This window comes from Maritimibacter sp. 55A14, assembly GCF_003122205.1.
GTDB lineage: Bacteria > Pseudomonadota > Alphaproteobacteria > Rhodobacterales > Rhodobacteraceae > QEYE01.
Genome location: NZ_QEYE01000012.1, coordinates 52,143 through 78,062 on the forward strand (window position 1 = coordinate 52,143; position 25,920 = coordinate 78,062).

A 25,920-nucleotide genomic window follows, 5' to 3' on the forward strand; every position below is an offset into this window, starting at 1 on the left:
ATGACCTTCGAGCCCACCAGCTACCTGCCCTACGACTTCGCGAACCGCCGCCATATCGGCCCCTCCCCGGCCGAGATGGAGGAGATGCTCGAAACGCTCGGCGTCGCCGATCTTGAGGCGCTGATCGACGAGACCGTGCCCCGGAGCATCCGCCAGTCGGAGCCACTGGACTGGGGGCGCCCCAAGTCCGAGCGCGAGGTGCTGCACCACATGCGCATCACGGCGGCGAAGAACCGGGTTCTGACCTCGCTCATCGGGCAGGGCTATCACGGCACGGTCACACCGCCCGCGATCCAGCGCAACGTCCTGGAAAACCCCGCCTGGTACACCGCCTACACGCCCTACCAGCCGGAGATCAGCCAGGGCCGGCTGGAGGCGCTGCTGAACTACCAGACGATGGTCAGCGACCTGACCGGGCTGGAGATTGCCAATGCCTCGCTTCTGGACGAGGCCACGGCCTGCGCAGAGGCGATGGTAATGGCCGAGCGTGTCGCGAAATCCAAGGCCCGCGCCTTCTTCGTTGACGAGAACTGCCATCCGCAGAACATCGCGGTGATGCGGACCCGCGCGGCGCCCGTCGGGATCGAGATCCTGGTGGGCGATCCGGCGCGCGATCTCGATCCGGGCGCGGTCTTCGGGGCGATCTTCCAATATCCTGGCACATACGGTCATGTGCGCGACTTCACGGATGCCATCGCCGCGCTGCACGACGCCCAGGCGATCGGCGTCGTCGCGGCCGACCCGCTGGCGCTGACGATCCTCAGGGAGCCCGGCGCGATGGGCGCCGATATCGCGGTGGGCTCGACCCAGCGTTTCGGCGTGCCCGAGGGCTTCGGCGGGCCGCACGCGGCCTATCTGGCCACAAAGGACACCTACAAGCGGTCGATCCCCGGCCGCATCGTGGGTGTGTCGGTCGACAGCCACGGCCACCGCGCCTACCGGCTGTCGCTGCAGACGCGCGAGCAGCATATCCGGCGCGAGAAGGCCACCTCCAATGTCTGCACCGCGCAGGCGCTGCTGGCAGTCATGGCCTCGATGTACGCGGTCTTCCACGGACCCGAGGGGCTGAGGGCCATCGCGCAGCGCATCCACCGCAAGACGGTGCGGCTGGCCAAGGGGCTGGAGAGCATCGGGCTGGAGATCGAGCCCGCCACCTTCTTCGACACGATCACGGTCGATGTCGGCCCGATGCAGGAAGTGCTGCTGAAATCGGCGCGCGAGGAGGGCATCAACCTGCGCAAGGTCGGCAGCACGCGGATCGGCATCGCGATCGACGAACGTACGCGGCCCGCGGATATCGAGGCCGTCTGGCGCGCCTTCGGGCTTGAGCGGGCCGACAACGATCTGACGCCGGACTACCGCCTGCCCGAGGAGATGCTGCGCACCAGCACCTATCTTGAGCATCCGGTCTTCCACATGAACCGGGCCGAGACCGAGATGATGCGCTACATGCGCCGGCTGGCCGACCGCGATCTGGCGCTCGACCGGGCGATGATCCCGCTGGGCTCCTGCACGATGAAGCTCAACTCGGCCGCCGAGATGATGCCGGTGAGCTGGCGCGAGTTCTCGCTGCCCCACCCCTATGCGCCGGCCGATCAGATGGAGGGCTACCGGGAATTGATCGCCGATCTGTCGGAAAAACTCTGTACCATCACCGGATACGATTCGATGTCGATGCAGCCCAACTCCGGCGCGCAGGGCGAGTATGCGGGGCTGCTGACCATCGCCGCCTATCACCGCGCCCGCGGCGACGATCAGCGCCGCGTCTGCCTGATCCCCACCTCCGCGCACGGCACGAACCCGGCCTCCGCGCAGATGGCAGGAATGGAGGTCGTGGTGGTCAAGGCCGCAGAAAACGGCGATGTCGATCTGGACGATTTCCGCGCCAAGGCCGAAAATGCCGGCGACCGGCTGGCCGCCTGCATGATCACCTATCCCTCCACCCACGGCGTCTTCGAGGAGACCGTGCGCGAGGTCTGCGAGATCACCCACGCGCATGGCGGTCAGGTCTACATGGACGGCGCCAACCTCAACGCGTTGGTCGGGCTGGCCAAGCCCGGCGAGATCGGCTCGGACGTGAGCCACCTGAACCTGCATAAGACCTTCTGCATCCCGCATGGAGGCGGTGGTCCGGGCATGGGGCCGATCGGGGTGAAGGCGCATCTGGCGCCCTATCTGCCGGGCGACCCGCTGATGGGCGAAGGCGCGGTATCGGCTGCGGCGTTCGGCTCAGCCTCGATCCTTCCGATCTCATGGGCCTATGTGCTGCTGATGGGCGGTGCGGGGCTGACCCAGGCGACGCGGGTTGCGATCCTGAACGCCAATTACGTCGCGACGCGGCTCTCGGGCGCCTATGACGTGCTTTACAAGGGGCCCACGGGCCGGGTGGCGCATGAATGCATCATCGACACGCGGCCCTTCGCCGAAAGCGCGGGCGTCAGCGTGGACGACATCGCCAAGCGGCTGATCGACTGCGGCTTCCATGCACCGACGATGAGCTGGCCCGTCGCCGGCACGCTGATGATCGAGCCGACGGAGAGCGAGACGAAAGCTGAACTGGACAGGTTCTGCGAGGCGATGCTGGGCATCCGCGAGGAAATCCGCGCCATCGAGGAAGGCCGCATGGACCGGGAGAACAACACCCTCAAGAACGCGCCCCACACGATGGAGGATCTCACCGGAGACTGGGACCGGCCCTATTCACGCAAGGAAGGCTGCTTCCCGCCGGGCTCGTTCCGCGTGGACAAGTATTGGGCGCCAGTCAATCGCGTGGACAACGTCTATGGAGACCGGCATCTCGTCTGCACCTGCCCGCCTGTTGAAAGCTACGCCGAGGCGGCCGAATAGGAAGATCATGGCCCCGAGAACGGACGGCGCGCAGGCGAAGGCTGCGCGCGACGCACGTTACTGCGGGGTCTTCCTGTTCTTCATGAACCGCAGTTCCGGCGCGAAGAGCGCCTTCAATTCGGATTTGGTGAGGGTCTGCTTCTGCGCGGACTGGCGTCGGACGTGTTGCGCGCGCAGGCTGGGCACGGCGATCCTGAGACGGAACCGTTGGAAGAACGCCGCCCTTCGCGGCGGACTCATATGGTCGTGTTCGATTACAGACATCTCGTAGCATCCCCAGCTTCAAGTCATTACCCAAGAGTTTGCGCAAAATTCCGCTCAACAGAAGAGGGAATCCTGCCACATCGGGCGTCTCAATTCGGGCGCAAATGTGGCACATGGCTGTTAATACCCTGATTCAGTTGAAAAAAGTGCGCCACAACTTTGACGAGAATCCTGCGCCGTTTTCAGCTCATATTTCAACTCAGGGATTATTGATCGGTGCGCCACCAGAACAAATCTCCCGGCTAAAGCCAGCAGGTTTCCAAAGCCGAAACAATTCTGCCGCCACGGCCGACCAGCGGCACCCTCCGATTCGCAGTTTGGACCGGTGCTGGAAGAAGATCGCCGGCATCCATGCGCGCCTGAAAAACTTTGGCGGCGGCGGCGGCGGACACGCCGGTCCCTGCGCCAGCCCGCCACGCACGGGGCCGCGCCGATGCTGCAAGAGAGACATGAATCCGGGCGGCGGTCCGGTAAAATTCGCGCGGATCCGCACGAAAAACCGCTTCACCTCGGCGTGTGAGTGCGTATAGTGCGCCGCATGACGCGCGACGTGATCCATATTCCGATGATCGGGGCGGCCCCTTCGGCCCGCCCGCTTTCCGCGCTTCTGCTGCTTAGCCGCCTCTGAGCGTGCCGTTTCCGGCGCGTGCGCTCAGGGGATGTGTATTCGCGCCGTTGAACCCCACAGCTAAGCATTGACCCGAGAGAGTTCCCAGATGACTGAAGCATCCAAATCCCCGCAGGCCAAAGCCCCGCAGGATCGCGTCCTGATCTTCGACACCACGCTGCGCGACGGCGAGCAGTCGCCCGGCGCGACCATGTCCCATGCCGAGAAGCTGGAGATCGCCGCGCTTCTGGACGAGATGGGCGTGGATATCATAGAAGCGGGCTTCCCAATCGCCTCCGAAGGCGATTTCGAGGCCGTCCGCGATATTGCCAAACTGTCGAAGCAGGCGGTGATCTGCGGGCTGGCGCGCGCCAACCCGACCGATATCGACCGCGCCTGGGAGGCCGTGAAGCATGCCCGGCGGCCGCGCATCCACACCTTCATCGGCACCTCGCCGCTGCATCGCGACATCACCGCGCTCGATCAGGACGGCATGGCCGAACGCATCCACCAGACGGTGAGCCACGCGCGCAACCTCTGCGACAATGTGCAATGGTCGCCGATGGACGCGACCCGGACAGAGCATGACTATCTCTGCCGGGTCATCGAGATCGCTATCAAGGCAGGGGCGACGACGATCAACATCCCCGACACGGTGGGCTACACAGCGCCGGTGGAATCGGCCAACCTGATCCGCATGCTGCGCGCCCGCGTGCCCGGCGCCGACGAGATCGTCTTCGCGACGCATTGCCACAACGACCTGGGCATGGCGACGGCAAACGCGCTGGCCGCCGTCGAGGCGGGCGCGCGCCAGATCGAATGCACCATCAACGGGCTGGGCGAGCGCGCGGGCAACACCGCGCTGGAAGAGGTGGTGATGGCGATGCGCGTGCGCAACGACATCATGCCCTACCACACCGGCATCGACACCACCAAGATCATGCAGGCCAGCCGCATGGTCGCCACCGTCTCGGGCTTCCCGGTCCAGTACAACAAGGCCATCGTGGGCAAGAACGCCTTCGCCCATGAAAGCGGCATCCACCAGGACGGGGTGCTCAAGAACGCCGAGACATTCGAGATCATGCGGCCCGAGGATATCGGCCTGACCGACACCAACCTGGTGATGGGCAAGCATTCGGGCCGCGCGGCGCTGCGCGCGAAGCTGTCGGAACTGGGATATGAGCTGGGCGACAACCAGCTCAAGGACGTGTTCGTGCGCTTCAAGGCGCTGGCCGACCGCAAGAAGGAAATCTACGACGACGACCTGATCGCGCTGATGGCCGACAGCACCACCAACGCGGCCCATGACACGATCCAGGTCAAGTTCCTGCGCGTGATCTGCGGCACCGAGGCGCCGCAATCGGCCGACCTGACACTGACCATCGACGGCAAGGACCACCAGGTGACCGCGCAGGGCGACGGGCCGGTGGACGCGACCTTCAACGCGGTCAAGGCACTCTTCCCGCATGATGCGAAACTGGCACTCTACCAGGTCCACGCGGTGACCGAGGGCACCGACGCGCAGGCCACCGTCTCGGTCCGGATGGAGGAAGCGGGGCGCATCGTGACCGGCCAGTCCTCGGACACCGATACGGTCGTCGCCTCGGCCAAGGCCTATGTGAACGCGCTCAACAAGCTGCTGCTGCGCCGCACCAAGCAGGACCCCGATTCGAACCTGCAATCGGTGTCTTGAGCGGCGCGGCGAGGCAGGAAACCGCACCAGCCGCCCGGTGATGCGGCGAAAGGCGAAAATCTGCTGACCGGCGCATGGGAATCCCTTTGCGCCGGTTTCTCCCGGTCCCTATAAGTGGCCCTGCGGCGCCGCTCCGGCGCCGCCGGATCGGCGACAGAATCGCATCAGGGACACCAGATCATATGTTCGGTTTATCAAGCCTTTTCTCGGCTGATATGTCTATCGACCTCGGAACGGCAAACACGCTGGTCTACGTCAAGGGCCAGGGCATAATCCTCAACGAACCGTCGGTCGTGGCCTACCATATCAAGAACGGCTCCAAGGAAGTGCTGGCCGTGGGCGAGGACGCCAAGCTGATGCTGGGCCGCACACCCGGCTCGATCCAGGCGATCCGGCCCATGCGCGAGGGCGTGATCGCGGATTTCGACGTCGCCGAGGAGATGATCAAGCACTTCATCCGCAAGGTCCATCGGCGCACCACCTTCACCAAGCCGAAGATCATCGTCTGCGTGCCGCATGGCGCCACCCCTGTGGAGAAACGCGCGATCCGCCAGTCGGTACTGAGCGCGGGTGCGCGCAAGGCCGGCCTGATCGCCGAACCCATCGCGGCGGCCATCGGCGCGGGCATGCCGATCACCGACCCGACCGGCAATATGGTCGTGGATATCGGCGGCGGCACCACCGAGGTCGCGGTACTGAGCCTGGGAGACATCGTCTATGCGCGCTCGGTCCGGGTGGGCGGCGACCGAATGGACGAGGCCATCGTATCCTATCTGCGGCGCCAGCAGAACCTGCTGATCGGCGAGGCCACGGCCGAACGCATCAAAACCTCCATCGGCACCGCGCGGATGCCCGATGATGGACGCGGCGCCAGCATGCAGATCCGCGGCCGCGACCTGCTCAACGGGGTCCCCAAGGAAACCGAGATCAACCAGGCGCAGGTTGCCGAGGCGCTGGCCGAGCCGGTCCAACAGATCTGTGAGGCGGTGATGATGGCGCTGGAAGCCACGCCCCCCGACCTTGCCGCCGATATCGTGGATCGCGGCGTGATGCTGACCGGCGGCGGCGCGCTGCTGGGCGAGCTTGACCTGGCGTTGCGCGAACAGACCGGGCTGGCGGTTTCCGTCGCGGACGAAAGCCTGAACTGCGTCGCGCTGGGCACCGGAAAGGCGCTGGAGTATGAAAAACAGCTTCGTCATGCGATAGATTACGAGAGCTGACGCATACGCCCGCGCGTGCGGCAGCGCGCGTAAGGCGAAAACGGATGGCTCATGGCCCGCGACCGTAACTCCGACGACATTTACACCCGCCCGATCCGGCGCCTGCTGATCGGTTTCCTGGTGGTGCTGCTGCTGGCGGTGTTTCTGGTCTGGCGCATCGACAGCCCGCGGGTGGAGCGGTTCCGCGCCGCGGTGGTGGACCGCATCGTGCCCAGCATGGACTGGGCGATGGTGCCGGTCACGCGGGTTGCGCGCATGGTCGAGAATTTCCAGTCCTACACCCGCATCTACGAACAGAACCAGGAATTGCGGCGCGAGTTGCAACAGATGAAGGCCTGGCGGGAGGCCGCGATCCAGCTCGAACAGCGCAACGCCAAGCTGCTCGATCTCAACAAGGTGCGGCTCAGCCCGCAGCTCACCTATGTCACGGGTGTGGTGCTGGCCGACAGTGGCTCGCCCTTCCGCCGCTCGGTGCTGCTCAATGTCGGGGCCCGCGACGGCATCCGCGACGGCTGGCCGGTGATGGACGGCCTGGGCGTCGTCGGCCGCATCTCGGGCGTCGGGCGCACCACTGCGCGGGTGATCCTGGCCACCGATTCAAACAGCCGTATCCCGGTGCGCATCCAGCCCTCCGGCCAGCGCGCGATGGCTGCCGGCGACAACAGCGACACGCCGCCGCTGGAGTTTCTGGAAGCCCCCGAACTTGTCCGGCCGGGCGACCGGGTGGTGACGTCGGGTGATGGCGGCATCTTTCCCGCGGGCCTGCTGCTGGGCCAGATCGCCACCGGCCCCGATCGCCGCCTGCGCGTGCGCCTGGCCGCCGATTATGAACGGCTGGAATTCCTGCGCGTGCTGCGCAGCCACCCGGCCCGGCACATCGACGAGCCCGGAAACCTGGTGGGGCTCGCCCCCGAGGAGGAGGAGGAGGAAGCGCCCGGTATCGAGGATCTGAGAGCGCCTGCTGCGGCGGGGACGGCACCCGATGATTGATCCCGCCGCGCTGCATGTCTGGAGCCACCGCGTCTATTTCGTGCTGGTCTGCCTGGCACTGATCTTCATCCGCCTGCTTCCCATTGATATCGGTTTCTTCGGCCTGCCCGGCCCCGACCTGATGCTCTGCGTCACCGCGGCCTGGATCATCCGGCGGCCGGACTTCGTGCCGCCCATCCTGATCGCGCTGCTTTTCCTGACGGCCGATCTGCTCTTCCAGCGACCGCCGGGACTGCACAGCGCGCTGGTCCTGATCACCGCCGAATTCCTGCGCCGCCGGGTCCAACGCTATGGCGACATGACGTTCGCGGTCGAATGGCTGCTCGTGTCCGGCGCCTTCCTGGCCCTGACCGTGGCCGAGCGCGTGGCGCTCGCCGTCAGTTTCACGCCCAAGCCCGGATTGGGACCGATGCTGCTGGTCGCGCTGCTGACTGTGCTGGCCTATCCGCTGGTTGTGCTCTTCTCCAACATGGTGTTTCGGGTTAGAAAGGCTGCACCACGCGAGGCCGGCATTCTGGGACACAGGCTGTGAGACAACCGGGCAAGGATACCGAGGAAAGTGTCCGCCGCATCACCCGGCGCGGGCTGATCCTGGGCAGTGCGCAGGCCGGTTTCATCGCGCTCCTGGCCGGGCGGATGCGTTACTTGCAGGTCAACCAGGCCGACGAGTTCCGCCTGCTCGCCGAGGACAACCGCATCCGTATCCGGCTGCTGGCCCCGGCGCGCGGACTGATCTTCGACCGCCAGGGCGTGCTGATCGCCGAGAACCAGCAGAATTACCGCATCGTCGTGGTGCGGGAGGAAACCGACGACCTTGAGGCGGTGCTGACCCGGCTGCGCAAGCTGGTCGATCTCGACGACGCGCTGGTGGACCGCGCGATCGAGGAGATGCGCGCGCGTAGCCCCTTCGTGCCATACACCCTGGTGGACCGCCTCGCTTGGGAAGAGGTCGCCGCGGTGGCGGTCAACGCGCCATCCCTGCCCGGCATCACCGCCGAGGTGGGGCTGTCGCGCCACTATCCGCTGGGGCCGGATTTCACCCATGTCGTGGGTTATGTCGGCCCGGTCAGCGACTACGATCTCGGCCGGATCGAGGATCCCGACCCGCTGCTCCAAATCCCGAATTTCCAGATCGGCAAATACGGCGCCGAAGCCCGGCTGGAGCCGCTTCTGCGCGGCAAGGCAGGCAACCGCAGGATCGAGGTGAACGCCGCCGGACGCGAGATGCGCGAGCTTGACCGGACGCCAGGCACGCCGGGCTCCGACGTCCAGCTCACGGTCGATTATGCGCTGCAAAACTTCGCCCAGGCGCGCATGGCGGGAGAGAGCGCCGCCGCCGTGGTGATTGATGTCCGGAACGGCGATCTGGTGGCTGTGGGCTCGGCCCCGACCTACGATCCCAACCTTTTCGTGCGCGGCATTTCCGTGGGCGACTACAAGGCGCTGACAGAAAACAAATTCCGCCCGCTGGCCAGCAAACCAGTGCAGGGCATCTATCCGCCGGGCTCGACCTTCAAGATGGTGGTCGCGCTGGCGGCGCTGGAAGCCGGTGTGATCTCGCCCGGCGAAACCGTCTGGTGCCCCGGCTTCAAGCAGACCTCCGGGCGGCGCTTCCATTGCTGGAAGCGCGGCGGCCACGGGCACATGAACATGCATAACAGCCTCAAGCAGTCCTGCGATGTCTACTACTACGAGGTCGCCGAGCGGGTGGGCATCGACCGGATTGCGGCGATGGCGCGGCGGCTGGGCATCGGCACACGCCACGCATTGCCGCTGTCGGGCATTGCCGAGGGGCTGGCGCCGGACAAGGCCTGGAAGCAGAGCCGCCACGGCGAGGCGTGGCTGCTCGGCGACACGCTCAATGTCGGGATCGGCCAGGGCTACGTGCTGGCCTCGCCTTTGCAACTGGCGGTGATGGCCGCGCGCATCGCCAGCGGCACGGCGGTCGCGCCGCGGCTGGTGAAATCCGTCGACGGCGTGGACACCGGCACCGAGGCCGAACCGCTGGGCATCTCAGCCGCCGCGCTCAACGCCGTTCGGCGCGGCATGTTCGGCGTTTCCAACGAGGTCGGTGGCACCGCGCGCCGGTCCCGCATCGCCGCCGCGGAGATGGAGATGGCGGGCAAGACCGGGACCAGTCAGGTGCGCAACATCACCGCCGACGAGCGCCGCCGCGGCGTCTTCCGCAACGAGGACCTGCCTTGGGAACGGCGGGACCACGCGCTCTTCGTCTGCTTCGCGCCCTTCGAGGCGCCGCGCTACGCCGTATCGGTGGTCGTGGAACATGGCGGCGGCGGATCGGTGGCGGCCGCGCCGATCGCGCGCGACGTGCTGCTCTATGCGTTGCATGGCGGGCTGCCGCCGCTGGAAGCCTATCCTGCCGAACAGCGCCGCGAAGTGGGCGAGCGGTTCGACGCGCTCGACCTGCGCGGGCCGCTGAAACCGCCACCGACCGATAGCCGGAGCCGCGCATGAGCTATCTGGAGTATCGCGTCACCACGGTTCCGCACGGCCTTCGCAAGGTGTTGCATTTCAACTGGGGCCTGCTTCTGCTGCTGGCCGCAGTGGCAGGATTCGGCTTCCTGATGCTCTATTCCGTCTCGGGCGGCAATATCGACCGCTGGAGCGCGCCGCAGATGCAGCGCTTCGGGCTGGGACTGGTGCTGATGATGATCGTGGCCTTCGTGCCGATCTGGTTCTGGCGCAACATGAGCGTGCTGGCCTATGGCGTGTCGATGCTGCTGCTGGTGCTCGTGGAGTTCATGGGCGCAACGGGCATGGGCGCAACCCGCTGGATCGACCTGGGCTTCATGCGCCTGCAACCCTCGGAACTGACCAAGATCACGCTGGTGATGGCGCTGGCCGCCTATTACGACTGGCTGGACATCCGGAAGGTCTCCCACCCGTTCCAGGTGTTGCTGCCGCTGATCCTGATCGCGCTGCCGATGGCTCTGGTCCTGCGCCAGCCGGACCTGGGCACCGCGCTCCTGCTGGCGATGGGCGGCGGCGCGGTGATGTGGCTGGCCGGCGTCCACTGGCTCTATTTCGCGATGGTCATGCTGGCGGGCGTGGGAACGGTCGGCGCGGTGATGGCATCGCGCGGCACGCCCTGGCAGCTTATCAAGGACTACCAGTTCCGCCGCATCGACACCTTCCTCGACCCGTCCACCGATCCGCTTGGGGCGGGCTATCACATCACCCAGTCGAAGATCGCGCTGGGTTCCGGAGGCTGGACCGGGCGGGGCTTCATGCAGGGCACGCAATCGCGGCTGAACTTCCTGCCCGAGAAGCACACCGATTTCATCTTCACCACCCTGGCCGAGGAATTCGGTTTCCTGGGCGGAATATCGCTGCTGTCGCTCTACGCGCTGATCATCCTGTTCTGCTTCGCCTCGGGGCTGCGCAATCGCGATCGTTTCGCCTCGCTCCTGACGCTGGGTATCGCCAGCGCCTTCTTCCTCTTCTTCGCGGTCAACATGTCGATGGTCATGGGTCTGGCGCCGGTCGTGGGCGTGCCGCTGCCGCTGGTCTCCTTCGGCGGATCGGCCATGCTGGTGCTGATGATCGCCTTCGGCCTGGTCCAGAGCGCGCATATCCACCGGCCGCGCCAGGGGGGAAGATGAGCACGGTCGCAATGTTCGCCGCCGGCGAGGAACGCTGGGCGCAATACGAGCGCCCGCTGCGCGACGCCTTCGCCGAGAAGCGACTCGAGGTGGAGCTAACCCGCGCGCCCGGCGATCCGGCGGAAGTCGATTACATGATCTTCGCGCCGGGCGGACCGCTTACGGACTTCACGCCGTTCACCGGGCTCAAGGCGGTGCTCAACCTCTGGGCCGGGGTCGAGGATATCGTCGACAACGAGACGCTGCGCGTGCCGCTGGCGCGGATGGTCGACGAGGGACTGACCGAAGGCATGGTGGAATGGGTGACAGGCCATGTGCTGCGCCACCATCTGGGCATGGATGCGCAAATCTGCCGGCAGGATGGGGTCTGGCGCCACAATGTGCCGCCGCTGGCGCGCGACAGGGCGGTGGGCATCCTGGGGCTGGGTGCACTGGGGCAGGCCTGCGCGGCGGCTCTGGCGGCGCTGAATTTCCGCGTCGGCGGCTGGAGCCGGAGCCCGAAGGCGTTCGACGGCATCACCAGCCACCATGGCGAGGATGGCCTGGCGGAGTTGCTGGCGGACTCGGATATCCTGGTGCTGCTCCTGCCGCTCACCCCGCAAACGGAGAACCTGCTGGACGCGCAGCGCCTGGCGCTGATGCCCGAAGGCGCGGTCCTGATCAATCCTGGCCGCGGACAGTTGATCGACGATGACGCGCTTCTGGCCGCGCTCGACCGCGGCCATCTGGGCCACGCGACACTCGATGTCTTCCGCGAAGAGCCCCTTCCCGCGGCGCATCCCTTCTGGGCGCATCCGCGGGTAACGGTGACCCCGCATATCGCCTCGGAGACGCGGCCGATGAGCGCCGCGCGCTTGATCGCCGAGAACATCCGGCGGGGCGAGGCGGGGGAGCCGTTCCTGCACCTCGTCGATCGCGCCAGGGGCTACTGAACCGCACCCGGAGCCGTTATTTCGCGATGCCCGGCATCCCCTCCTCCAGCAACTCGCCGAGCGTCAGGTCGTGATCGAAGGCGCCATCCCGCAGGAAGGCCAGCACCTGCGCGATGACCAGCGGGTTGTTCATCATAAAGGTATGCGTCACCGGCATCACGATATGGTCGGCCATCCCGTCGAGGCGGGTGCTCTCCACCGAGACCTTGCCGTCGTCGCGCCCCTCGATCAGGCTGGAATAGACCGGATTGAACGACACGCTGCCCGCGATCACGCCCAGTTCGACCTGCCGGACCGGGCCGAGGCTGTTGGGCAGGCTTTCCGCGCCGGTCCCCAGTTGCAGCCCGGCGGGCCCGTGCAGCATCCTGAAAAGCGCCAGGTCGCGCATCTCGTCGACCAGTTGCGATCCGTGATTGGGCGGGGCCAGCATCACGATGCGCCCCAGCCCGGCGATGGTGTTGGTCTGCAGGAAGGCGCGCACCAGGATGCCGCCCATCGAATGGGTGACGAAATGCACCGGCGTCTCGCCCCCGCAGGCCGCCAGCGCCTCGGGGACCGCCCGCGCGCCGAGTGCCCCGATCGGCCGCTCGGTCGAGGGGTAGGACCGGTTCACGGTGGTGTAGCCCGCCTCGCGCAGCGCCACTTCCATCAGGGTGAAGGACGCCGAACTGCGCGCCAGCCCGTGCAGCAGCACGACGCAATCCGCCCGCGCGGGTGCGGGCAGCGCCAGGCACAGGGTCACAACGAGGATCAGGCGGCGCAACATGGCATCCAGATAGGCAGGCGCGCGCGCGCCGTCCAGCGGATCGCTGCGTCAGCGCCTGAACGCCGAGAGCCCCACCCCGCCCAGCACCAGCGCCGCGGCGATCAGCATCGCGGGCGTCACCCGCTCGCCCAGCAGCACCGCGCCCCCGGCCATCGCGATGACCGGCACCGTGAGCTGCGCCACCGCGGCCATGGAAGAGGCGATGAGCGGTAGCACTTGATACCAGAGCGCATAGCCCAGCCCCGAGGTGACTACACCGGAAATGACGGCGAGCCCGGCCCCGGCTCCGGTCACAGGCAGTGCGTCGGGCCGTATCAGAACCGCGGTGAGCGCGACCGGCGTGGCCAGCGCGAAATTGGCCGCCGTGGCAGCCAGTGGGTCAGCCACCCGCCGTCCGATCAGCGAATAGACGCCCCAGCCCAGCGCCGCCGCAACCATCAGCGCCATGGCCAGCGGCGCGCCGGTGGAGGGCGCGCCGAAGAGCCAGACAAGCCCGCCGAATGCGAGCGCAGCACCCAGCCAGCGCCGCGGCGGCACAGGCTCGCGCATGGCCAGGGCGCCGGCAAACATCGTCACCTGCACGCCACCGAAAAGCAGTAGCGCCCCCAGCCCGGCATCGAGGCTGACATAGGCATAGGAGAAGCCCAGGACATAAAGCGCGAGCGCCGCGACGCTGACCGCCGTGACCTCGGCCAGCAGGACCGGACGCCCGTGCCGCCACCAGACCAGCGCCGCCAGCGCCAGCGCGCCCGAGGCCAGCCGGATCAGCCCGAATCCCGCCGGGCCGATCTGTCCCTCCGCCAGGGCGAGCCGGTTCAGCACGGAGTTCGCCGCGAAGGCGATCATGGTCAGCGCGATCAGCAGAAAGAGCCTCATGCCCACAGGCTTACCCGTCCCGCCGCGCGGTGGGAATGACAATCCCGTGTTCACGGCGCGCACAGCCCGATTGCATCGCCCCGCGGCCCGCGCGATACTGCCAGCCTGTCCTTTCAGCGGAGACCGGCGATGAACAAAGCCTTCACCAAGGAGGATGGCGGGCCGGAGGTCGAGCAACTGCCCGACCTGCCGCTCAGCCCGCATATCAACTACGTCACCCCCTGGGGGCTCGCGGATCTGCAGGCCCGGCTCGCCACCGCGAGGTCGGAACTGGCCCGGCTGCGCGCCAATCGCGACTTTCTGGAAGACACCCATCCGATCGCGGTGGCCGAGCGCGACATCCGCTATCTCGAATCGCGGGTGAAAAGCGCGGTGGTGATCGACCCCGCCGCACAATCCGCAGATACCGTTGAATTCGGCGCCGAGGTAACGGTGGAGGACGAGAACGGGCAACGCCGGGTCTTCCGCATCGTGGGCGAGGACGAGGCCGACCCCGGCAAGGGGTGCATCACCGCCCACTCGCCGCTTGCGCTCGCCCTGATCGGGGAACAACCGGGGCAGATGGTGGACTGGGACCGTCCCGGCGGCGCGCTGGAACTGGAAATCGTCGCGATCCGCTATCCCGCCGGTCCCGACTGACCCCATAGCGGGTTCAGCGGGCGCTGCCCCCTCGGCCTGCGGCCTCACCCCCGGAGTATTTCCGGAAAGATGAAGCCGCAAAGGCGCGAGCCTCTTCATCTTTCCCCAAATACTCCCCGCCGGAGGCGCGCGGCGAGCATCGCCGCGACCTGATCCGGCGTGCCGGGGGCGGCTCTATGCGCAGGATACGGGTCGCGCGGGCCGGGCAGCTTGCCGAAAGTCGCGGCATATACCGGAAATCCGAGTTGCCGCCATGACAGACACCCTGCCCGCCTTGCTTTTCTTCCTGGCTCCCCTGGCTTACAGCCCGGGCCCCGGAAACCTCTTCTTCGCCGCGCTCGGCGCGCGCTTCGGTCCCGGTGCAGCCGTCCCCGCACTGGCCGGCTATCACCTCGCGACCTTCGTGGTGACCCTGGCCATCGGGCTGGGATTTGCCAGGCTGATCGCGGCTGCCCCGGCCTTTCTGCCGACGATCCGCCTTGCAGGTGGCGCCTATGTCCTGTGGCTGGCCTGGCGCTTCGCGGGCGCGGGCGCGGCGGATGCGCAGGAGGCCGGAACCGCGGCGCGCCCTGCCAGTGCAGGGTCAGGCGCGCTGCTGCTGGTCGTCAACGCCAAGGCCTATCTGATCATCGGACTGATGTTCACGCAGTTCCTAGGCCTGCAGCCGGAACGGACGCTGGCGCCGGTTCTCTGGCTCGCCGCGGTCTTCACGGTCAATAACCTGCTGGCTTTCCTGATCTGGACCTATCTGGGCAGTCGGTTGGCGCGCGGTCTGCGCGACGCGCGCGCGGCGCGACGGCTCAACCTGGTGTGCGGGGCGATGCTGGCCGGAGTCGCCATATGGCTGATGGCGGGGTGACCGGGCGCCGCCGGTCTCCGTCCGGCAATGAGAAAAGGGGGCCGATCAGGCCCCCTTCCCCGGTTTTCCGATGCTGGGTAGGCTTACATCATGCCGCCCATGCCGCCCATATCGGGCATGCCGCCGCCGGCGTTCTGGCCTTTCGGCTCCGGTTTGTCGGCGATCATCGCCTCGGTGGTGATCAGCAGACCGGCGATGGAGGCCGCATCCTCGAGCGCGGTGCGCACGACCTTGGCCGGGTCGATCACGCCGAACTTGAACATGTCGCCATATTCCTCGGTCTGGGCGTTGAAGCCGTAGGTCAGATCCTCGCTCTCGCGGATCTTGCCGGCAACCACCGACCCGTCCACGCCCGCGTTCTCGGCGATCTGGCGCAGCGGCGCTTCGAGCGCGCGGCGCACGATGGCGATACCGGCCGTCTGGTCGTTGTTCTCGCCCTTCATGCCCTCGAGCGCCTTGGCAGCCTGGACCAGAGCGACCCCGCCGCCAACCACGATGCCTTCCTGGACCGCGGCGCGGGTGGCGTTGAGCGCGTCATCGACGCGGTCCTTGCGCTCCTTCACCTCGGTTTCGGTCGCACCACCGACGCGGATCACCGCGACGCCGCCAGCGAGCTTGGCCAGACGCTCCTGGAGCTTCTCACGGTCGTAATCGGAGGTGGTCTCCTCGATCTGCTGGCGGATCTGGTTGACGCGGGCCTCGATCTCGGCCTTGTCGCCGGCACCGTCGACGATCGTCGTCTCGTCCTTGGTCAACTCGATCTTCTTGGCAGAGCCGAGCATGTCCATCGTCACCGATTCGAGCTTCATGCCAAGATCTTCGGAGATCACCTGGCCGCCGGTCAGAACGGCGATGTCCTGCAGCATGGCCTTGCGGCGGTCGCCGAAGCCGGGAGCCTTGACCGCGGCGATCTTCAGGCCGCCGCGCAGCTTGTTGACCACAAGCGTGGCCAGCGCCTCGCCTTCCACGTCCTCGGCGATGATCAGCAGCGGCTTCTGCGACTGGATCACCTGCTCGAGCAGCGGCACCATCGCCTGCAGCGACGACAGTTTCTTCTCGTGCAGCAGCACCAGGCAGTCTTCCAGCTCGGCAATCATCTTGTCGGAGTTGGTGACAAAATAGGGCGACAGGTAGCCACGGTCGAACTGCATGCCCTCGACGACTTCGGTCTCGGTGTCGAGGCCCTTGTTCTCCTCGACGGTGATCACACCCTCGTTGCCGACCTTCTGCATCGCGTCGGCGATCTGGCGGCCGATCTCGGTCTCGCCGTTGGCGGAGATGGTGCCGACCTGCGCAACCTCGGCGCTGTCGTTGACCGGGCGCGCGGCTTCGGAGATCTTCTGCACGACGCGACTGACCGCCTGGTCGATGCCACGCTTGAGGTCCATCGGGTTCATGCCCGCGGTGACCGATTTCAGGCCTTCCTTGATGATGGCCTGCGCCAGCACGGTGGCGGTGGTGGTGCCGTCGCCGGCCTCGTCATTGGTGCGCGAGGCGACTTCCTTCACCATCTGCGCGCCCATGTTCTCGAACTTTTCTTCCAGTTCGATTTCCTTCGCCACGGTCACACCGTCTTTGGTGATGCGCGGTGCACCGAAGGATTTTTCGATAACCACGTTGCGGCCTTTCGGGCCCAGCGTCACCTTCACCGCATCGGCGAGGATGTTCACGCCTTTCAGCATGCGGTTACGGGCATCGATTTCGAATTTGACGTCCTTAGCAGCCATGTTGCTTGCTCCTGGTTGTCTTGAGTTTTATTGGGGGTGCGACGCGTCTCAGGCGATGATGCCGAGAATGTCGCTTTCCTTCATGATCAGCAGCTCTTCGCCGTCGATCTGCACCTCGGTGCCGGACCATTTGCCAAAGAGCACACGGTCGCCGGTCTTGACATCGGGCTTCACGCGGTCGCCATCGTCATCGCGGACCCCGGCGCCAACGGCGATGACCTCGCCCTCGGAGGGTTTCTCTTTCGCGCTTTCGGGAATAATCAGACCGCCTGCGGTCTTTTCCTCACCTTCGACACGGCGGACCAGTACACGGTCGTGCAGCGGTGTGAATGCCATCTTAGAACGCTCCTTCGTTCAAGGGTTCCAGTGTTCCGGCGGCGAGTCTGGCGTGATTATCACTCACCGCCGTTGAGTGCTAACGGATGTGAAATAGGGAAACCGCGACATACTGTCAACGGGGCAATCGCCTAAATTTCGCGCCCCCGCGCGACCGCCCGTGTAAAATCGCCTCAGCCCTGTTCGGAGCCGGGTGACATGCCCCCGCGGGCCTGCCTATAAGGGCGGCGAAATTCGAGTCCAAACTGACCACGGGAACGACATCCATGATCAAGGTATTCGGCCACAAGGCCCCCGACACCGATTCCACCGGCTCGCCGATCATCTGGGCCTGGTATCTGAGCGAGATCAAAGGCGCCTCTGCCGAGGCGAAGCTGCTGGGCGAGCCCAACACCGAGGCGAAATTCGTGCTCGATCGCTGGAACCTGGAGCAGCCCGAAATCATCGCGGATGTGGCCGAGGGCGACGAGGTGGTGATCGTGGACACCAACAACGTGGCCGAGTTGCCCGAACACATCAACGACGCCAACGTGCTGGAGGTTATCGACCATCACCTGCTTCAGGGTGGGCTGAAGACCAGGGGCCCGATCAACATCACCGTGCGCCCGGTCGCCTGCACCGCGACGATCATGCACGAGATGATGGGCGAGGACGCTGCGCGCATGCCCGAGGCGATCCGTGGCGCGATGCTGTCCTGCATCCTCAGCGACACGCTGGAATTCCGATCCCCCACAACGACGCCGGCCGACCGCCGGCTGGCCGAGACCCTGGCGGACGAACTGGGCCTCTCGATCCCCGATTACGCCGCCGAGATGTTCGCGGCGAAATCCGACGTGTCGGCCTTCTCGGACGCCGAATTGCTGCGCATGGACAGCAAGCAGTACGAGGTCGGCGGCAAAGCCTTCCGCGTCTCGGTGCTGGAGACGACCGCGCCGGCCATCGTGCTGGACCGCAAGGACAGCCTGATGGAAAGCATGAAATCCGTGGCGCAGGAAGACGGCGTGGATCAGGTCTTGCTCTTCGTGGTGGACATCCTGGAAGAGGCATCGACCCTGCTTGTGCCCAACGATCTGGTGAAGACGGTGGCCGAGAAGAGCTTCGGCGCGAGGGTCGAGGGCGACATGGTGAAACTGCCGGGCGTCGTGAGCCGCAAGAAACAGATCATTCCGAATCTCGCACTCTGAGTGGAAACCGGATATGCGAAAAGGGGCGCGCGCGGCGCCCCTTTTCTTGTTCACTCTGGAAACCGCATCCATGACCACGATCATCGACCGCCTCGACGACATCTCGAACCGCTACGACGCGCTCTATGTCGATCTCTGGGGCTGCGTGCATAACGGGCTCACGGCCTTTCCCGGCGCGACCGCGGCATTGCGGCGGTTCCGGGCCGGCGGCGGCACGGTGGTGCTGGTCACCAACTCCCCGCGCCCGCGCGCCAGTGTCGAGCGGCAGCTTGCCCGCATCGGTGTGCCCGAGGATTGCTGGGACGCGATCGCCACCTCCGGCGATAGTGCCCGCGCCGCGATGTTCCGCGGTCTCGTGGGCCGCAAGGTCTGGCATGTGGGCCAGCCGGGCGATTCCGGCTTTTTCGAGCCGCTTGCGCTGCTGGAAAATCCGGTGGAAATCGAACGGGTGGAGTTGGACGAGGCCGAGGGTATCGTCTGCACCGGTCCCTTCGACCCCGCCGCCGACCCCGCCGGGATGCGGCCGCAATTCCTGGCCGCCAAGAATCGCGGGCTGAAACTGCTCTGCGCCAATCCCGACATCCAGGTGGATCGCGGCACGGTGCGCGAATGGTGCGCCGGTGCGCTGGCGCGGCTCTATAGCGAGATGGGAGGTGAGAGCCTCTATTTCGGCAAACCGCATCCGCCGATCTACGATCTGGCGCGGCGGCGTCTCTCGGCACTCGGTCGCGACGTACATGTCTCGCGCATCCTGGCCATCGGCGACGGTCTTCATACCGACATCCAGGGCGCGATGGGCGAGGATATCGACAGCCTCTTCATCACCGGAGGACTGGCCGCCGGGGACACGGACACTGCCGCCAAAGATGGTGCGCAACCCGACCCGGAGCGGCTGCGCACGCTGCTGCAACGCGAGATGCTGAGCCCGACCGCGGCGATCGGGCACCTGCGCTGACGCGACAGAAACGCCTTGATTTTTCTGCAGCTGCAAAGTAATAAAATTACAAGGCAGGGCGTACACCCAGTCTATTATTACTGACTATGCGATGGCGCGCCGAAGGATTACGCGCCGCAGAAGGACCGAAGGACGATCATGTTGGACAACCTGCCCCGCGGCACGATCTGCATCGAGGATATCGAGATCGGAATGACCCGCTACCTTCAGAAGGTGGTGACCGACAAGGATATCGAGATGTTTGCCGAGGTCTCCACCGACCACAACCCGGTGCATCTGGACGAGTCATACGCGCAGGACACGATCTTCGAGGGCCGGATCGCCCACGGCATGCTTACCGCAGGGCTGGTGTCCGCCGTGATCGGCGAGCAGCTTCCGGGCCACGGCACGGTCTATCTGGGGCAGACGCTCAAATTCCTGGCCCCCGTGCGCCCCGGCGACACGGTAACCGCCGAGGTGGAGGTGACTGCCATCGACATGTCCAAGCGGTGGGTGACGATGGACACGCGCTGCCTGGTCGACGGCAAGCCGGTTCTCAAGGGCGAGGCTGTTGTGCTGGCGCCCAGCCGCAAGTTCGACTGACCCTAGTTTAGAACCCCCGGCCAGTTCGCCTCCGCCTTGCGGATATAGCCGGGAATGTCGGCCTCCCATTTGCGCTGCACGTCTTCGGTGATGTTCAGATAGAGCTTGCCGTCGCGGATCGTCCAGTACATCGGATCGCCCTTCACGGCGGCGTTCTGCGCCACGCCATAGGCGCAATATCCGCCGTATTGAGGAGCGTATTTCTCAGGCGCCGCACGGAAGGCGTCCAGGTTCTCGGCGCTGGCGAAATACCAGTCAGCACCCATCCATTCCATGCTGTGCGCGGCCTTGCCCTCCACCGGCATGCCCTCGCGGAAATAGGCGACCGGGTCATATCCACCCACGGCGGCGTTGGACAGAAAGCCGGTATAGATTCGGGCCTTCTCGGCCGCCGCGGGCGTGGCGGCGACCGGAACGAAAGCCAGTCCGGCGGCGAGTGCTGCGAAAAGCTGGCGGCGGTTCATCTGACGGAATTCCTTTGGTCTGCCGTGCGGCACGGCATGTGCGGCCTCAGCCCTGATCTGGGCCGTGCGCGCCGCAGGTAAAGACCCGCGGCAGGTCGCACTCCCTGAAACCCGCGTGAGGGATGTTTCAATGCAGTTGGATGCGGCCGTCGCGACCGCGGGTCAAGCAACGGCTTGCGCCCCGTATTTGCCAAGGCTATGCGGGGGCATGCGGATTGTTCGGGACTATCAGTATGTCGAGGCCGAGGATCGCGGCGCCGCCGTCGCGATCGGCAATTTCGACGGCGTGCATCGCGGCCATCAGGTGGTGATCGACTTGGCGCGCCAGGCCGCCGGGCGGATAGGCTGCCCGCTGGGCGTTCTGACATTCGAGCCGCATCCGCGCCGCTATTTCGCACCCGAGAGCCCGCCCTTCCGGCTGATGAACGCGGCCGCGCGCGCCCACCGGCTGGAAAAGCTGGGGGTCGATCTGCTTTACGAGCTGAACTTCAACGCCGCCCTGTCGGCGCTCGGCGCGGAGGCCTTCGCGCGCGATGTGATCTGCGGGGGGCTTGGGCTGACCCATGTGGTCGTCGGCGCCGATTTTCGCTTCGGCAAGGGCCGTGAGGGCGATGCCGAGATGCTCGGCGCGCTGGGCCGGCGCCTGGGCTTCGGCGTATCGGTGGCCGAACTCGTGGCCGACGAGAAGGGGGAGTTTTCCTCCACCTCCATCCGCAATGCGCTCAGCGACGGCCGGCCCGAGGACGCGGCGCGGATGCTGGGCCACTGGCACCGGATCGACGGGCAGGTGATCCGCGGCGATCAGCGCGGGCGCGAATTGGGCTATCCCACGACCAACATCTCCATCGCCGAACTGCATCCACCGAAATTCGGTGTCTACGCGGTGCTCGTCGATGTTCTGACCGGACCCTATGCGGGCCACTACCAGGGCGCAGCGTCGATCGGGGTGCGACCGATGTTCGGCGAGAATGCCGCCAACCTGGAAGTCTTTCTCTTCGATTTTTCCGGCGATCTCTATGGCGAGGAGCTGTCCGTCGCGCTTGTCGCCTACCAGCGGCCCGAGATGAAATTCGAGAGCCTCGACGCACTGGTGGCGCAGATGGATGCCGACTGCGAACGGGCGCGGGCCCTGCTGGCGCCCCATGTCTGACGGCAAGCCGGGCTTGCGGCCGCGTTTCTGGGAGCGCTTCCCCCTGACCCGCCTGCGCGACGCGGAATGGGAAGCGCTCTGCGACGGCTGCGGCAAGTGCTGCCTTTTGAAGCTGGAGGATGCCGAGACGGCGGAGGTGGCCTTCACCTGCGTGGGCTGCCGGTTGCTGGACGGCGAAACTTGCCGCTGCGGGCAATACGACATCCGCAAGCAGATCGTCCCCGATTGCGTGGTGCTGACCCCACAGAACATCGCCGAGATCGCCTATTGGATGCCCGCGACCTGCGCTTATCGTCGGCTCTACGAGGGCAAGCCGCTGGCGGCATGGCATCCGCTCGTCTCCGGCGATCCGGAGAGCGTGCACGAGGCGGGGATTTCCATGCGCGGACGGGTCGTGCCGGAATTCGAGGTCGATGAGGACGATCTGGAGGATTACGTGATCGAGGAGGACCTCTGAGGATGGACTTCATCTCTGACAATACCGGGCCGGTCCCGGATGCGATCCTCGCCTCCCTGCGCGACGCCAATGCAGGCCGCGCCATGCCCTACGGCGGCGACGCGCCGATGGAGCGTGTCACGGCGCGGTTGCGCGCGCTTTTCGAAGCGCCGGAGGCGGCGGTCTACCTGGTGGGGACCGGCACCGCGGCAAACGCGCTGGCGCTGGCGACGCTCTGCCAGCCCTGGCAGTCGATCTTCTGCCACCGCGCCTCGCATCTGGAGGAGGACGAGTGCGGTGCGCCGGAGTTCTTCAGCGCCGGGGCAAAGCTGGCGCTGGTCGATGGCGCGTCGGGCAAGATGACGCCCGAAACTCTGGAGGCGACGATCCTGACCAACGGGATCATGGGGGTGCACGGCACCCAGCGCGGTCCGGTCGCGCTGACCCAGATGACCGAGATGGGCACTGTTTACACGCCCGCCGAGATCGCCGCGCTGACCGGCCTGGCGCGGGCGCATGGCCTGCCCGTCTACATGGATGGCGCGCGCATCGCCAACGCCATCGCGGCGCTGGGGTGCGACCCGGCCGATATCACCTGGAAGGCGGGTGTGGACGCGGTCAGCTTCGGCGGTACCAAGAACGGCTGCCTGGGGGTGGAGGCGGTGATCTTCTTCGATCCCGCGCAGGGCTGGGAGTTCGAATTGCGGCGCAAGCGCGCAGGGCATCTCTTCTCCAAGCACCGCTACCTCGCAGCCCAGATGGCGGCCTATCTGGAAGGCGGTCTCTGGCGCGACCTGGCGCTCCGCGCGAATGCGGTGGCAGGGCGCCTCGCACGCGGGCTGGCGGCGCTACCGGACGCCGAACTGATCGCGCCCGCGGAGGGGAACATGGTCTTCGCTGCATGGCCCCGCGCCGGGCACCGCCGCGCGCGGGACGCCGGGGCGAGCTACCTGATGTGGCCACCCAGCCAGCGCCCCGACGGACCGGGCGGCGAGAGGCTGGCCGCCCGGCTGGTCTGCGACTGGTCTATGGACGAGGCCCGGATCGACCGCTTCCTCGATCTGCTCAACGGCTGAGAAAGGCCGCGATCGTCGAGCGGCATCAGATTCGGCCGGCGAGATGCAGATCCAGATCCTCCAACCGGTCCTGCCCCCAGAAGACCTCCTCGCCCACGACATAGCTCGGCGCGCCGAAGACGTTGCGCTTCACGGCCTCCTCCAGGTTGGCGGCATAGGTTTCCGCGCCGCTCAGCAGACCGCTATCGGCAAGATTTGGGTCGAAACCCGCCGCGGCCAGCGCCTCGCGGATCACGCCATCGTCGGCCACGTCCTTTTCCTCGGCCCAGCAGGCACGCAGGAGTCCGTGGACCAGCCCGCCCAGATCGCCGCCGCCGGCGTCCTGCGCGGCGATGATCGCATAGGCCGACGGCGCGGGATTGGTGGGCCAGTGCGCCGGTTGCAGATTGATCGGCATCGACAGCTTGGCGGCCTGACGGCGCATCTCCTGCATCCGGTAGGCGCGGCGCGCCTCGTGCCGGTCCTTGGGGGCCACCCCACCGGTGCGCCCGAAAAGCGCCATCAGATCCACCGGCTTGTAGGTGACGGTCGCGCCATGTTTCCCGGCGACATCCTCCAGCCCGGTGCCGGCCAGATAGCTGAATGGCGATATCGTCGTGAAGAAATAGTCGATATGGGCCAAGTTCCCCTCCTCGTTCCTGCGTTTTACGCAAGGGCGCATGCCCCTTCCGTCTTTGCAAGACGGTACTCCAATGCTAAGCGAAGACAACAGTCACGAAACCGTCAGACTACCTGATCAACGGAACCCTGGGGACACCTTCATGGCGCTCAACGACGAACCGAAACTGATTTCCGGCAATGCGAACCGGCCGCTTGCCGAACAGATCGCCCGGCGCATGACGATGCACCGCGGGAGGTCCATCAAGCTGGTGGACGCACGGGTGGAACGGTTCAACGACCAGGAAATTTTCGTCGAGGTGTTCGAGAATGTCCGCGGTGAGGACATGTTCATCATCCAGCCGACCTCGAACCCGGCCAATGACAACCTGATGGAATTGCTGATCATGTCCGATGCGCTGCGCCGCTCCTCGGCGGCGCGCATCACTGCGGTGATCCCCTATTTCGGCTATGCCCGCCAGGACCGGCGCACCAAGGCGCGCACGCCGATCACCGCCAAGCTGGTGGCGAATATGCTGACCGAGGCGGGGATCGAGCGGGTGCTGACGATGGACCTGCACGCCGCGCAGATCCAGGGCTTCTTCGATGCACCTGTGGACAACCTCTATGCCTCGCCCATTTTCGCGCTGGATGTCGAACACCAGTTCCGAGGCCGAAAGGAAGGCATCACGGTGGTCTCGCCCGATGTGGGCGGCGTGGCGCGGGCGCGCGAGCTGGCGCAGCGGATCGGCTGCGGGCTGGCCATCGTGGACAAGCGCCGCTCGAAGCCCGGCGAAGTGGCCGAGATGACCGTGATCGGCGAGGTCGAGGGACAGACCTGCATCATCGTGGACGACATCTGCGACACGGCCGGCACGCTCTGCAAGGCGGCCGAACTGCTGGTCGACACGGGCGCCAAGGAGGTGCATTCCTACATCACCCACGGCGTGCTGTCGGGCCCCGCGGTGGAGCGCATCACCAAGTCCAAGATGAAGAGCCTGGTCATCACTGACACGATCGAGCCCACCGAAGCGGTAAAAAAGGCCAAGAACATCCGCATCGTGCAGACCGCGCCGATCTTCGCTCAGGCGATCATGAACATCGCGCAAGGCAGTTCCGTCTCGTCGCTCTTCGAGACCGAAACGCTCGATCCGATCTACGAAGGGCTCTATCCCAAGGATTACGCCAAGACCTGAGCGCCCGCAGCCCGGTTCAGTAGAGATCCCAGTCGTCCTCGCCGGCGACCTCGCCCAGCGCCTGCCAGGCGGCGCGGATGCGCGCGATGCGGGTGTCACCCCAGGTCCGGAAGACCAGCTCGAACCCCTCGCAGGTGACGGATTCGGCCTGGATGTCGCCGCGCTGGTTCGTGCCGCGGTCGAAATCCCACATGTCGATGGAGACATAGACCACCGGCGGCGCGCGGAACCGGCCGCTGAAGCGGATTGGGGTGCGAAGCTCACGCGGGCCGGTGCCGGTCCACATCGGCCCGTCATGCTCATAATCCGAGAACAGGATCGACGAACCCCGGTCCAGTCCGATCAGATGATGCCTCAAACGCTGCATGCGTCTATCCAGTCCCGTATCTGAACCCAATCAGCCACGAAAAAGCGGCGAGATTGCGCAACAAAAACGGAAAATGGCCCCGAATTGTCTTCGGAGCCATTCCAGAATTGCGGCTTGTCCGGCGCGCAGACGGTCAATCCATCATGTCGATGAGATGCACCATTTCGCCGATGAACTTCTCGGTGCGGTCGATATTGTCTTCCGGCTTGGCCTTCGCGGCCTCTTCCCGTGCGGCTTCGAGAACCGCGTTGAGCTCCTCCTTAGAGACGCCCTCGCGGGTGAACGCCTTTTCGGCGATCACCGAGACCGAGGTCGCGGTCACTTCAACGAAGCCGTGGGTGACGACATAATCCGTCTGCCCCTTGTCGGAGGTCACGCGAACCAGTCCCGGCCGCAGCGTGGTCAGCACCGGCATGTGGCCGGGCATCGCGGTCATGTCGCCCTCGGAACCCGGCACCGTCACCGCGCTGGCCTCGAACGAGGCCAGCCGCTTTTCGGGCGAGACGAGATCGAACTGCATCATGTCGGCCATTT

The 25,920-nt window shown here is 66.0% G+C and carries 26 protein-coding genes; 18 read left to right on the top strand and 8 right to left on the bottom strand.

The annotated features are described in order from the left end of the window. The 9 genes from gcvP to DDZ14_RS11780 all read left to right on the top strand — a co-directional run bounded on the left by gcvP (position 1) and on the right by DDZ14_RS11780 (position 12,176). The gene (gcvP, locus tag DDZ14_RS11740) at positions 1-2,847 is read left to right on the top strand and encodes an aminomethyl-transferring glycine dehydrogenase (protein WP_109425174.1); all 2,847 of its coding nucleotides are present in this window, start codon (positions 1-3) and stop codon (positions 2,845-2,847) included. A 377-nt stretch (positions 2,848-3,224) separates the two neighbouring features. Beyond that, on the top strand, positions 3,225-3,641 hold the full coding sequence (locus DDZ14_RS19390) for a hypothetical protein (RefSeq protein WP_146193130.1): 417 nt from the start codon (positions 3,225-3,227) through the stop codon (positions 3,639-3,641). Positions 3,642-3,827: 186 nt separating this feature from the next. Beyond that, entirely contained in the window at positions 3,828-5,411 is a 1,584-nt protein-coding gene (locus tag DDZ14_RS11750; protein ID WP_109425176.1) for a 2-isopropylmalate synthase, read from the top strand. Between the two features lie 182 nt (positions 5,412-5,593). Next, complete coding sequence (locus DDZ14_RS11755; RefSeq protein ID WP_109425177.1) at positions 5,594-6,631, top strand: rod shape-determining protein; 1,038 nt, start codon at positions 5,594-5,596, stop codon at positions 6,629-6,631. 51 nt (positions 6,632-6,682) lie between these two features. After that, positions 6,683-7,621, top strand: a complete 939-nt coding sequence (gene mreC / locus DDZ14_RS11760; RefSeq protein ID WP_109425178.1) for a rod shape-determining protein MreC — start codon at positions 6,683-6,685, stop codon at positions 7,619-7,621. Further along, positions 7,614-8,153, top strand: a complete 540-nt coding sequence (locus tag DDZ14_RS11765) for a rod shape-determining protein MreD (RefSeq protein ID WP_109425179.1) — start codon at positions 7,614-7,616, stop codon at positions 8,151-8,153. The genes mreC and DDZ14_RS11765 overlap by 8 nt, the downstream gene beginning before the upstream one ends. Next, positions 8,150-10,096 carry a penicillin-binding protein 2 gene (mrdA, locus tag DDZ14_RS11770; RefSeq protein ID WP_109425180.1) on the top strand — a complete coding sequence of 649 codons (1,947 nt, stop codon included), beginning with the start codon at positions 8,150-8,152 and terminating at the stop codon, positions 10,094-10,096. Before DDZ14_RS11765 ends, mrdA begins: the two co-directional genes overlap by 4 nt. Beyond that, positions 10,093-11,244, top strand: coding sequence for a rod shape-determining protein RodA (gene rodA, locus DDZ14_RS11775; RefSeq protein WP_109425181.1), 1,152 nt, complete (start codon positions 10,093-10,095; stop codon positions 11,242-11,244). Before mrdA ends, rodA begins: the two co-directional genes overlap by 4 nt. Then, complete coding sequence (locus tag DDZ14_RS11780; protein ID WP_109425182.1) at positions 11,241-12,176, top strand: glyoxylate/hydroxypyruvate reductase A; 936 nt, start codon at positions 11,241-11,243, stop codon at positions 12,174-12,176. The genes rodA and DDZ14_RS11780 overlap by 4 nt, the downstream gene beginning before the upstream one ends. Before the next feature lie 16 nt (positions 12,177-12,192). Here the strand turns inward: DDZ14_RS11780 and DDZ14_RS11785 are convergent, their stop codons facing one another. Further along, positions 12,193-12,942, bottom strand: a complete 750-nt coding sequence (locus DDZ14_RS11785) for an alpha/beta fold hydrolase (RefSeq protein WP_109425183.1) — start codon at positions 12,940-12,942, stop codon at positions 12,193-12,195. 48 nt (positions 12,943-12,990) lie between these two features. Beyond that, complete coding sequence (locus tag DDZ14_RS11790; RefSeq protein WP_109425184.1) at positions 12,991-13,818, bottom strand: DMT family transporter; 828 nt, start codon at positions 13,816-13,818, stop codon at positions 12,991-12,993. A gap of 129 nt (positions 13,819-13,947) precedes the next feature. Here DDZ14_RS11790 and DDZ14_RS11795 point away from each other — a divergent pair, with 129 nt between their 5' ends. Continuing rightward, entirely contained in the window at positions 13,948-14,457 is a 510-nt protein-coding gene (locus DDZ14_RS11795) for a GreA/GreB family elongation factor (protein WP_109425185.1), read from the top strand. Positions 14,458-14,710: 253 nt separating this feature from the next. Further along, complete coding sequence (locus DDZ14_RS11800; protein ID WP_109425186.1) at positions 14,711-15,316, top strand: LysE family translocator; 606 nt, start codon at positions 14,711-14,713, stop codon at positions 15,314-15,316. A gap of 83 nt (positions 15,317-15,399) precedes the next feature. On the opposite strand, the gene groL is transcribed toward DDZ14_RS11800, so the two are convergent. Continuing rightward, on the bottom strand, positions 15,400-17,043 hold the full coding sequence (groL, locus tag DDZ14_RS11805) for a chaperonin GroEL (RefSeq protein WP_109425187.1): 1,644 nt from the start codon (positions 17,041-17,043) through the stop codon (positions 15,400-15,402). Between the two features lie 48 nt (positions 17,044-17,091). Further along, positions 17,092-17,379: a co-chaperone GroES gene (locus DDZ14_RS11810; RefSeq protein ID WP_109425188.1), complete on the bottom strand. Its 288-nt coding sequence runs from the start codon at positions 17,377-17,379 to the stop codon at positions 17,092-17,094. 266 nt (positions 17,380-17,645) lie between these two features. Between DDZ14_RS11810 and DDZ14_RS11815 the strand changes: the two genes are divergently transcribed. The 3 genes from DDZ14_RS11815 (at position 17,646) to DDZ14_RS11825 (ending at position 20,100) form a co-directional block, all read left to right on the top strand. Then, on the top strand, positions 17,646-18,563 hold the full coding sequence (locus tag DDZ14_RS11815; protein ID WP_109425189.1) for a manganese-dependent inorganic pyrophosphatase: 918 nt from the start codon (positions 17,646-17,648) through the stop codon (positions 18,561-18,563). Positions 18,564-18,633: 70 nt separating this feature from the next. Then, positions 18,634-19,518, top strand: a complete 885-nt coding sequence (locus DDZ14_RS11820) for a TIGR01459 family HAD-type hydrolase (RefSeq protein WP_109425257.1) — start codon at positions 18,634-18,636, stop codon at positions 19,516-19,518. Positions 19,519-19,656: 138 nt separating this feature from the next. Further along, complete coding sequence (locus DDZ14_RS11825; protein WP_109425190.1) at positions 19,657-20,100, top strand: MaoC family dehydratase; 444 nt, start codon at positions 19,657-19,659, stop codon at positions 20,098-20,100. A 2-nt stretch (positions 20,101-20,102) separates the two neighbouring features. On the opposite strand, the gene DDZ14_RS11830 is transcribed toward DDZ14_RS11825, so the two are convergent. Beyond that, the gene (locus DDZ14_RS11830; protein WP_109425191.1) at positions 20,103-20,564 is read right to left on the bottom strand and encodes a YHS domain-containing (seleno)protein; all 462 of its coding nucleotides are present in this window, start codon (positions 20,562-20,564) and stop codon (positions 20,103-20,105) included. 208 nt (positions 20,565-20,772) lie between these two features. Here DDZ14_RS11830 and DDZ14_RS11835 point away from each other — a divergent pair, with 208 nt between their 5' ends. From DDZ14_RS11835 to DDZ14_RS11845, 3 genes are read left to right on the top strand one after another with little or no spacing between them, the layout of a single operon-like run. Continuing rightward, positions 20,773-21,714, top strand: a complete 942-nt coding sequence (locus DDZ14_RS11835) for a bifunctional riboflavin kinase/FAD synthetase (RefSeq protein WP_109425192.1) — start codon at positions 20,773-20,775, stop codon at positions 21,712-21,714. Then, complete coding sequence (locus DDZ14_RS11840; RefSeq protein ID WP_109425193.1) at positions 21,707-22,171, top strand: YcgN family cysteine cluster protein; 465 nt, start codon at positions 21,707-21,709, stop codon at positions 22,169-22,171. The genes DDZ14_RS11835 and DDZ14_RS11840 overlap by 8 nt, the downstream gene beginning before the upstream one ends. A 2-nt stretch (positions 22,172-22,173) precedes the next feature. Next, on the top strand, positions 22,174-23,226 hold the full coding sequence (locus tag DDZ14_RS11845; RefSeq protein ID WP_109425194.1) for a low specificity L-threonine aldolase: 1,053 nt from the start codon (positions 22,174-22,176) through the stop codon (positions 23,224-23,226). A 25-nt stretch (positions 23,227-23,251) separates the two neighbouring features. On the opposite strand, the gene DDZ14_RS11850 is transcribed toward DDZ14_RS11845, so the two are convergent. Next, entirely contained in the window at positions 23,252-23,848 is a 597-nt protein-coding gene (locus DDZ14_RS11850) for a 2-hydroxychromene-2-carboxylate isomerase (protein WP_199221336.1), read from the bottom strand. Between the two features lie 139 nt (positions 23,849-23,987). Here DDZ14_RS11850 and DDZ14_RS11855 point away from each other — a divergent pair, with 139 nt between their 5' ends. Then, entirely contained in the window at positions 23,988-25,019 is a 1,032-nt protein-coding gene (locus DDZ14_RS11855) for a ribose-phosphate pyrophosphokinase (RefSeq protein ID WP_109425196.1), read from the top strand. Positions 25,020-25,035: 16 nt separating this feature from the next. Here DDZ14_RS11855 and DDZ14_RS11860 read toward each other — a convergent pair whose 3' ends face one another. Both DDZ14_RS11860 and DDZ14_RS11865 read right to left on the bottom strand, forming a co-directional pair. After that, positions 25,036-25,386, bottom strand: coding sequence for an H-type lectin domain-containing protein (locus tag DDZ14_RS11860; RefSeq protein WP_109425197.1), 351 nt, complete (start codon positions 25,384-25,386; stop codon positions 25,036-25,038). A 133-nt stretch (positions 25,387-25,519) separates the two neighbouring features. Then, complete coding sequence (locus DDZ14_RS11865) at positions 25,520-25,918, bottom strand: F0F1 ATP synthase subunit epsilon (protein WP_109425198.1); 399 nt, start codon at positions 25,916-25,918, stop codon at positions 25,520-25,522. Positions 25,919-25,920 lie beyond the last annotated feature (2 nt).

Coding starts and splice junctions, on each gene's coding strand:
- gcvP (WP_109425174.1), top strand. CDS start 1: ATGACCTTCGAGCCCACCAGCTACCTGCCCTACGACTTCGCGAACCGC.
- DDZ14_RS19390 (WP_146193130.1), top strand. CDS start 3,225: ATGGCTGTTAATACCCTGATTCAGTTGAAAAAAGTGCGCCACAACTTT.
- DDZ14_RS11750 (WP_109425176.1), top strand. CDS start 3,828: ATGACTGAAGCATCCAAATCCCCGCAGGCCAAAGCCCCGCAGGATCGC.
- DDZ14_RS11755 (WP_109425177.1), top strand. CDS start 5,594: ATGTTCGGTTTATCAAGCCTTTTCTCGGCTGATATGTCTATCGACCTC.
- mreC (WP_109425178.1), top strand. CDS start 6,683: ATGGCCCGCGACCGTAACTCCGACGACATTTACACCCGCCCGATCCGG.
- DDZ14_RS11765 (WP_109425179.1), top strand. CDS start 7,614: ATGATTGATCCCGCCGCGCTGCATGTCTGGAGCCACCGCGTCTATTTC.
- rodA (WP_109425181.1), top strand. CDS start 10,093: ATGAGCTATCTGGAGTATCGCGTCACCACGGTTCCGCACGGCCTTCGC.
- DDZ14_RS11780 (WP_109425182.1), top strand. CDS start 11,241: ATGAGCACGGTCGCAATGTTCGCCGCCGGCGAGGAACGCTGGGCGCAA.
- DDZ14_RS11785 (WP_109425183.1), bottom strand. CDS start 12,942: ATGTTGCGCCGCCTGATCCTCGTTGTGACCCTGTGCCTGGCGCTGCCC.
- DDZ14_RS11790 (WP_109425184.1), bottom strand. CDS start 13,818: ATGAGGCTCTTTCTGCTGATCGCGCTGACCATGATCGCCTTCGCGGCG.
- DDZ14_RS11795 (WP_109425185.1), top strand. CDS start 13,948: ATGAACAAAGCCTTCACCAAGGAGGATGGCGGGCCGGAGGTCGAGCAA.
- DDZ14_RS11800 (WP_109425186.1), top strand. CDS start 14,711: ATGACAGACACCCTGCCCGCCTTGCTTTTCTTCCTGGCTCCCCTGGCT.
- groL (WP_109425187.1), bottom strand. CDS start 17,043: ATGGCTGCTAAGGACGTCAAATTCGAAATCGATGCCCGTAACCGCATG.
- DDZ14_RS11810 (WP_109425188.1), bottom strand. CDS start 17,379: ATGGCATTCACACCGCTGCACGACCGTGTACTGGTCCGCCGTGTCGAA.
- DDZ14_RS11815 (WP_109425189.1), top strand. CDS start 17,646: ATGATCAAGGTATTCGGCCACAAGGCCCCCGACACCGATTCCACCGGC.
- DDZ14_RS11820 (WP_109425257.1), top strand. CDS start 18,634: ATGACCACGATCATCGACCGCCTCGACGACATCTCGAACCGCTACGAC.
- DDZ14_RS11825 (WP_109425190.1), top strand. CDS start 19,657: ATGTTGGACAACCTGCCCCGCGGCACGATCTGCATCGAGGATATCGAG.
- DDZ14_RS11830 (WP_109425191.1), bottom strand. CDS start 20,564: ATGAACCGCCGCCAGCTTTTCGCAGCACTCGCCGCCGGACTGGCTTTC.
- DDZ14_RS11835 (WP_109425192.1), top strand. CDS start 20,773: ATGCGGATTGTTCGGGACTATCAGTATGTCGAGGCCGAGGATCGCGGC.
- DDZ14_RS11840 (WP_109425193.1), top strand. CDS start 21,707: ATGTCTGACGGCAAGCCGGGCTTGCGGCCGCGTTTCTGGGAGCGCTTC.
- DDZ14_RS11845 (WP_109425194.1), top strand. CDS start 22,174: ATGGACTTCATCTCTGACAATACCGGGCCGGTCCCGGATGCGATCCTC.
- DDZ14_RS11855 (WP_109425196.1), top strand. CDS start 23,988: ATGGCGCTCAACGACGAACCGAAACTGATTTCCGGCAATGCGAACCGG.
- DDZ14_RS11860 (WP_109425197.1), bottom strand. CDS start 25,386: ATGCAGCGTTTGAGGCATCATCTGATCGGACTGGACCGGGGTTCGTCG.
- DDZ14_RS11865 (WP_109425198.1), bottom strand. CDS start 25,918: ATGGCCGACATGATGCAGTTCGATCTCGTCTCGCCCGAAAAGCGGCTG.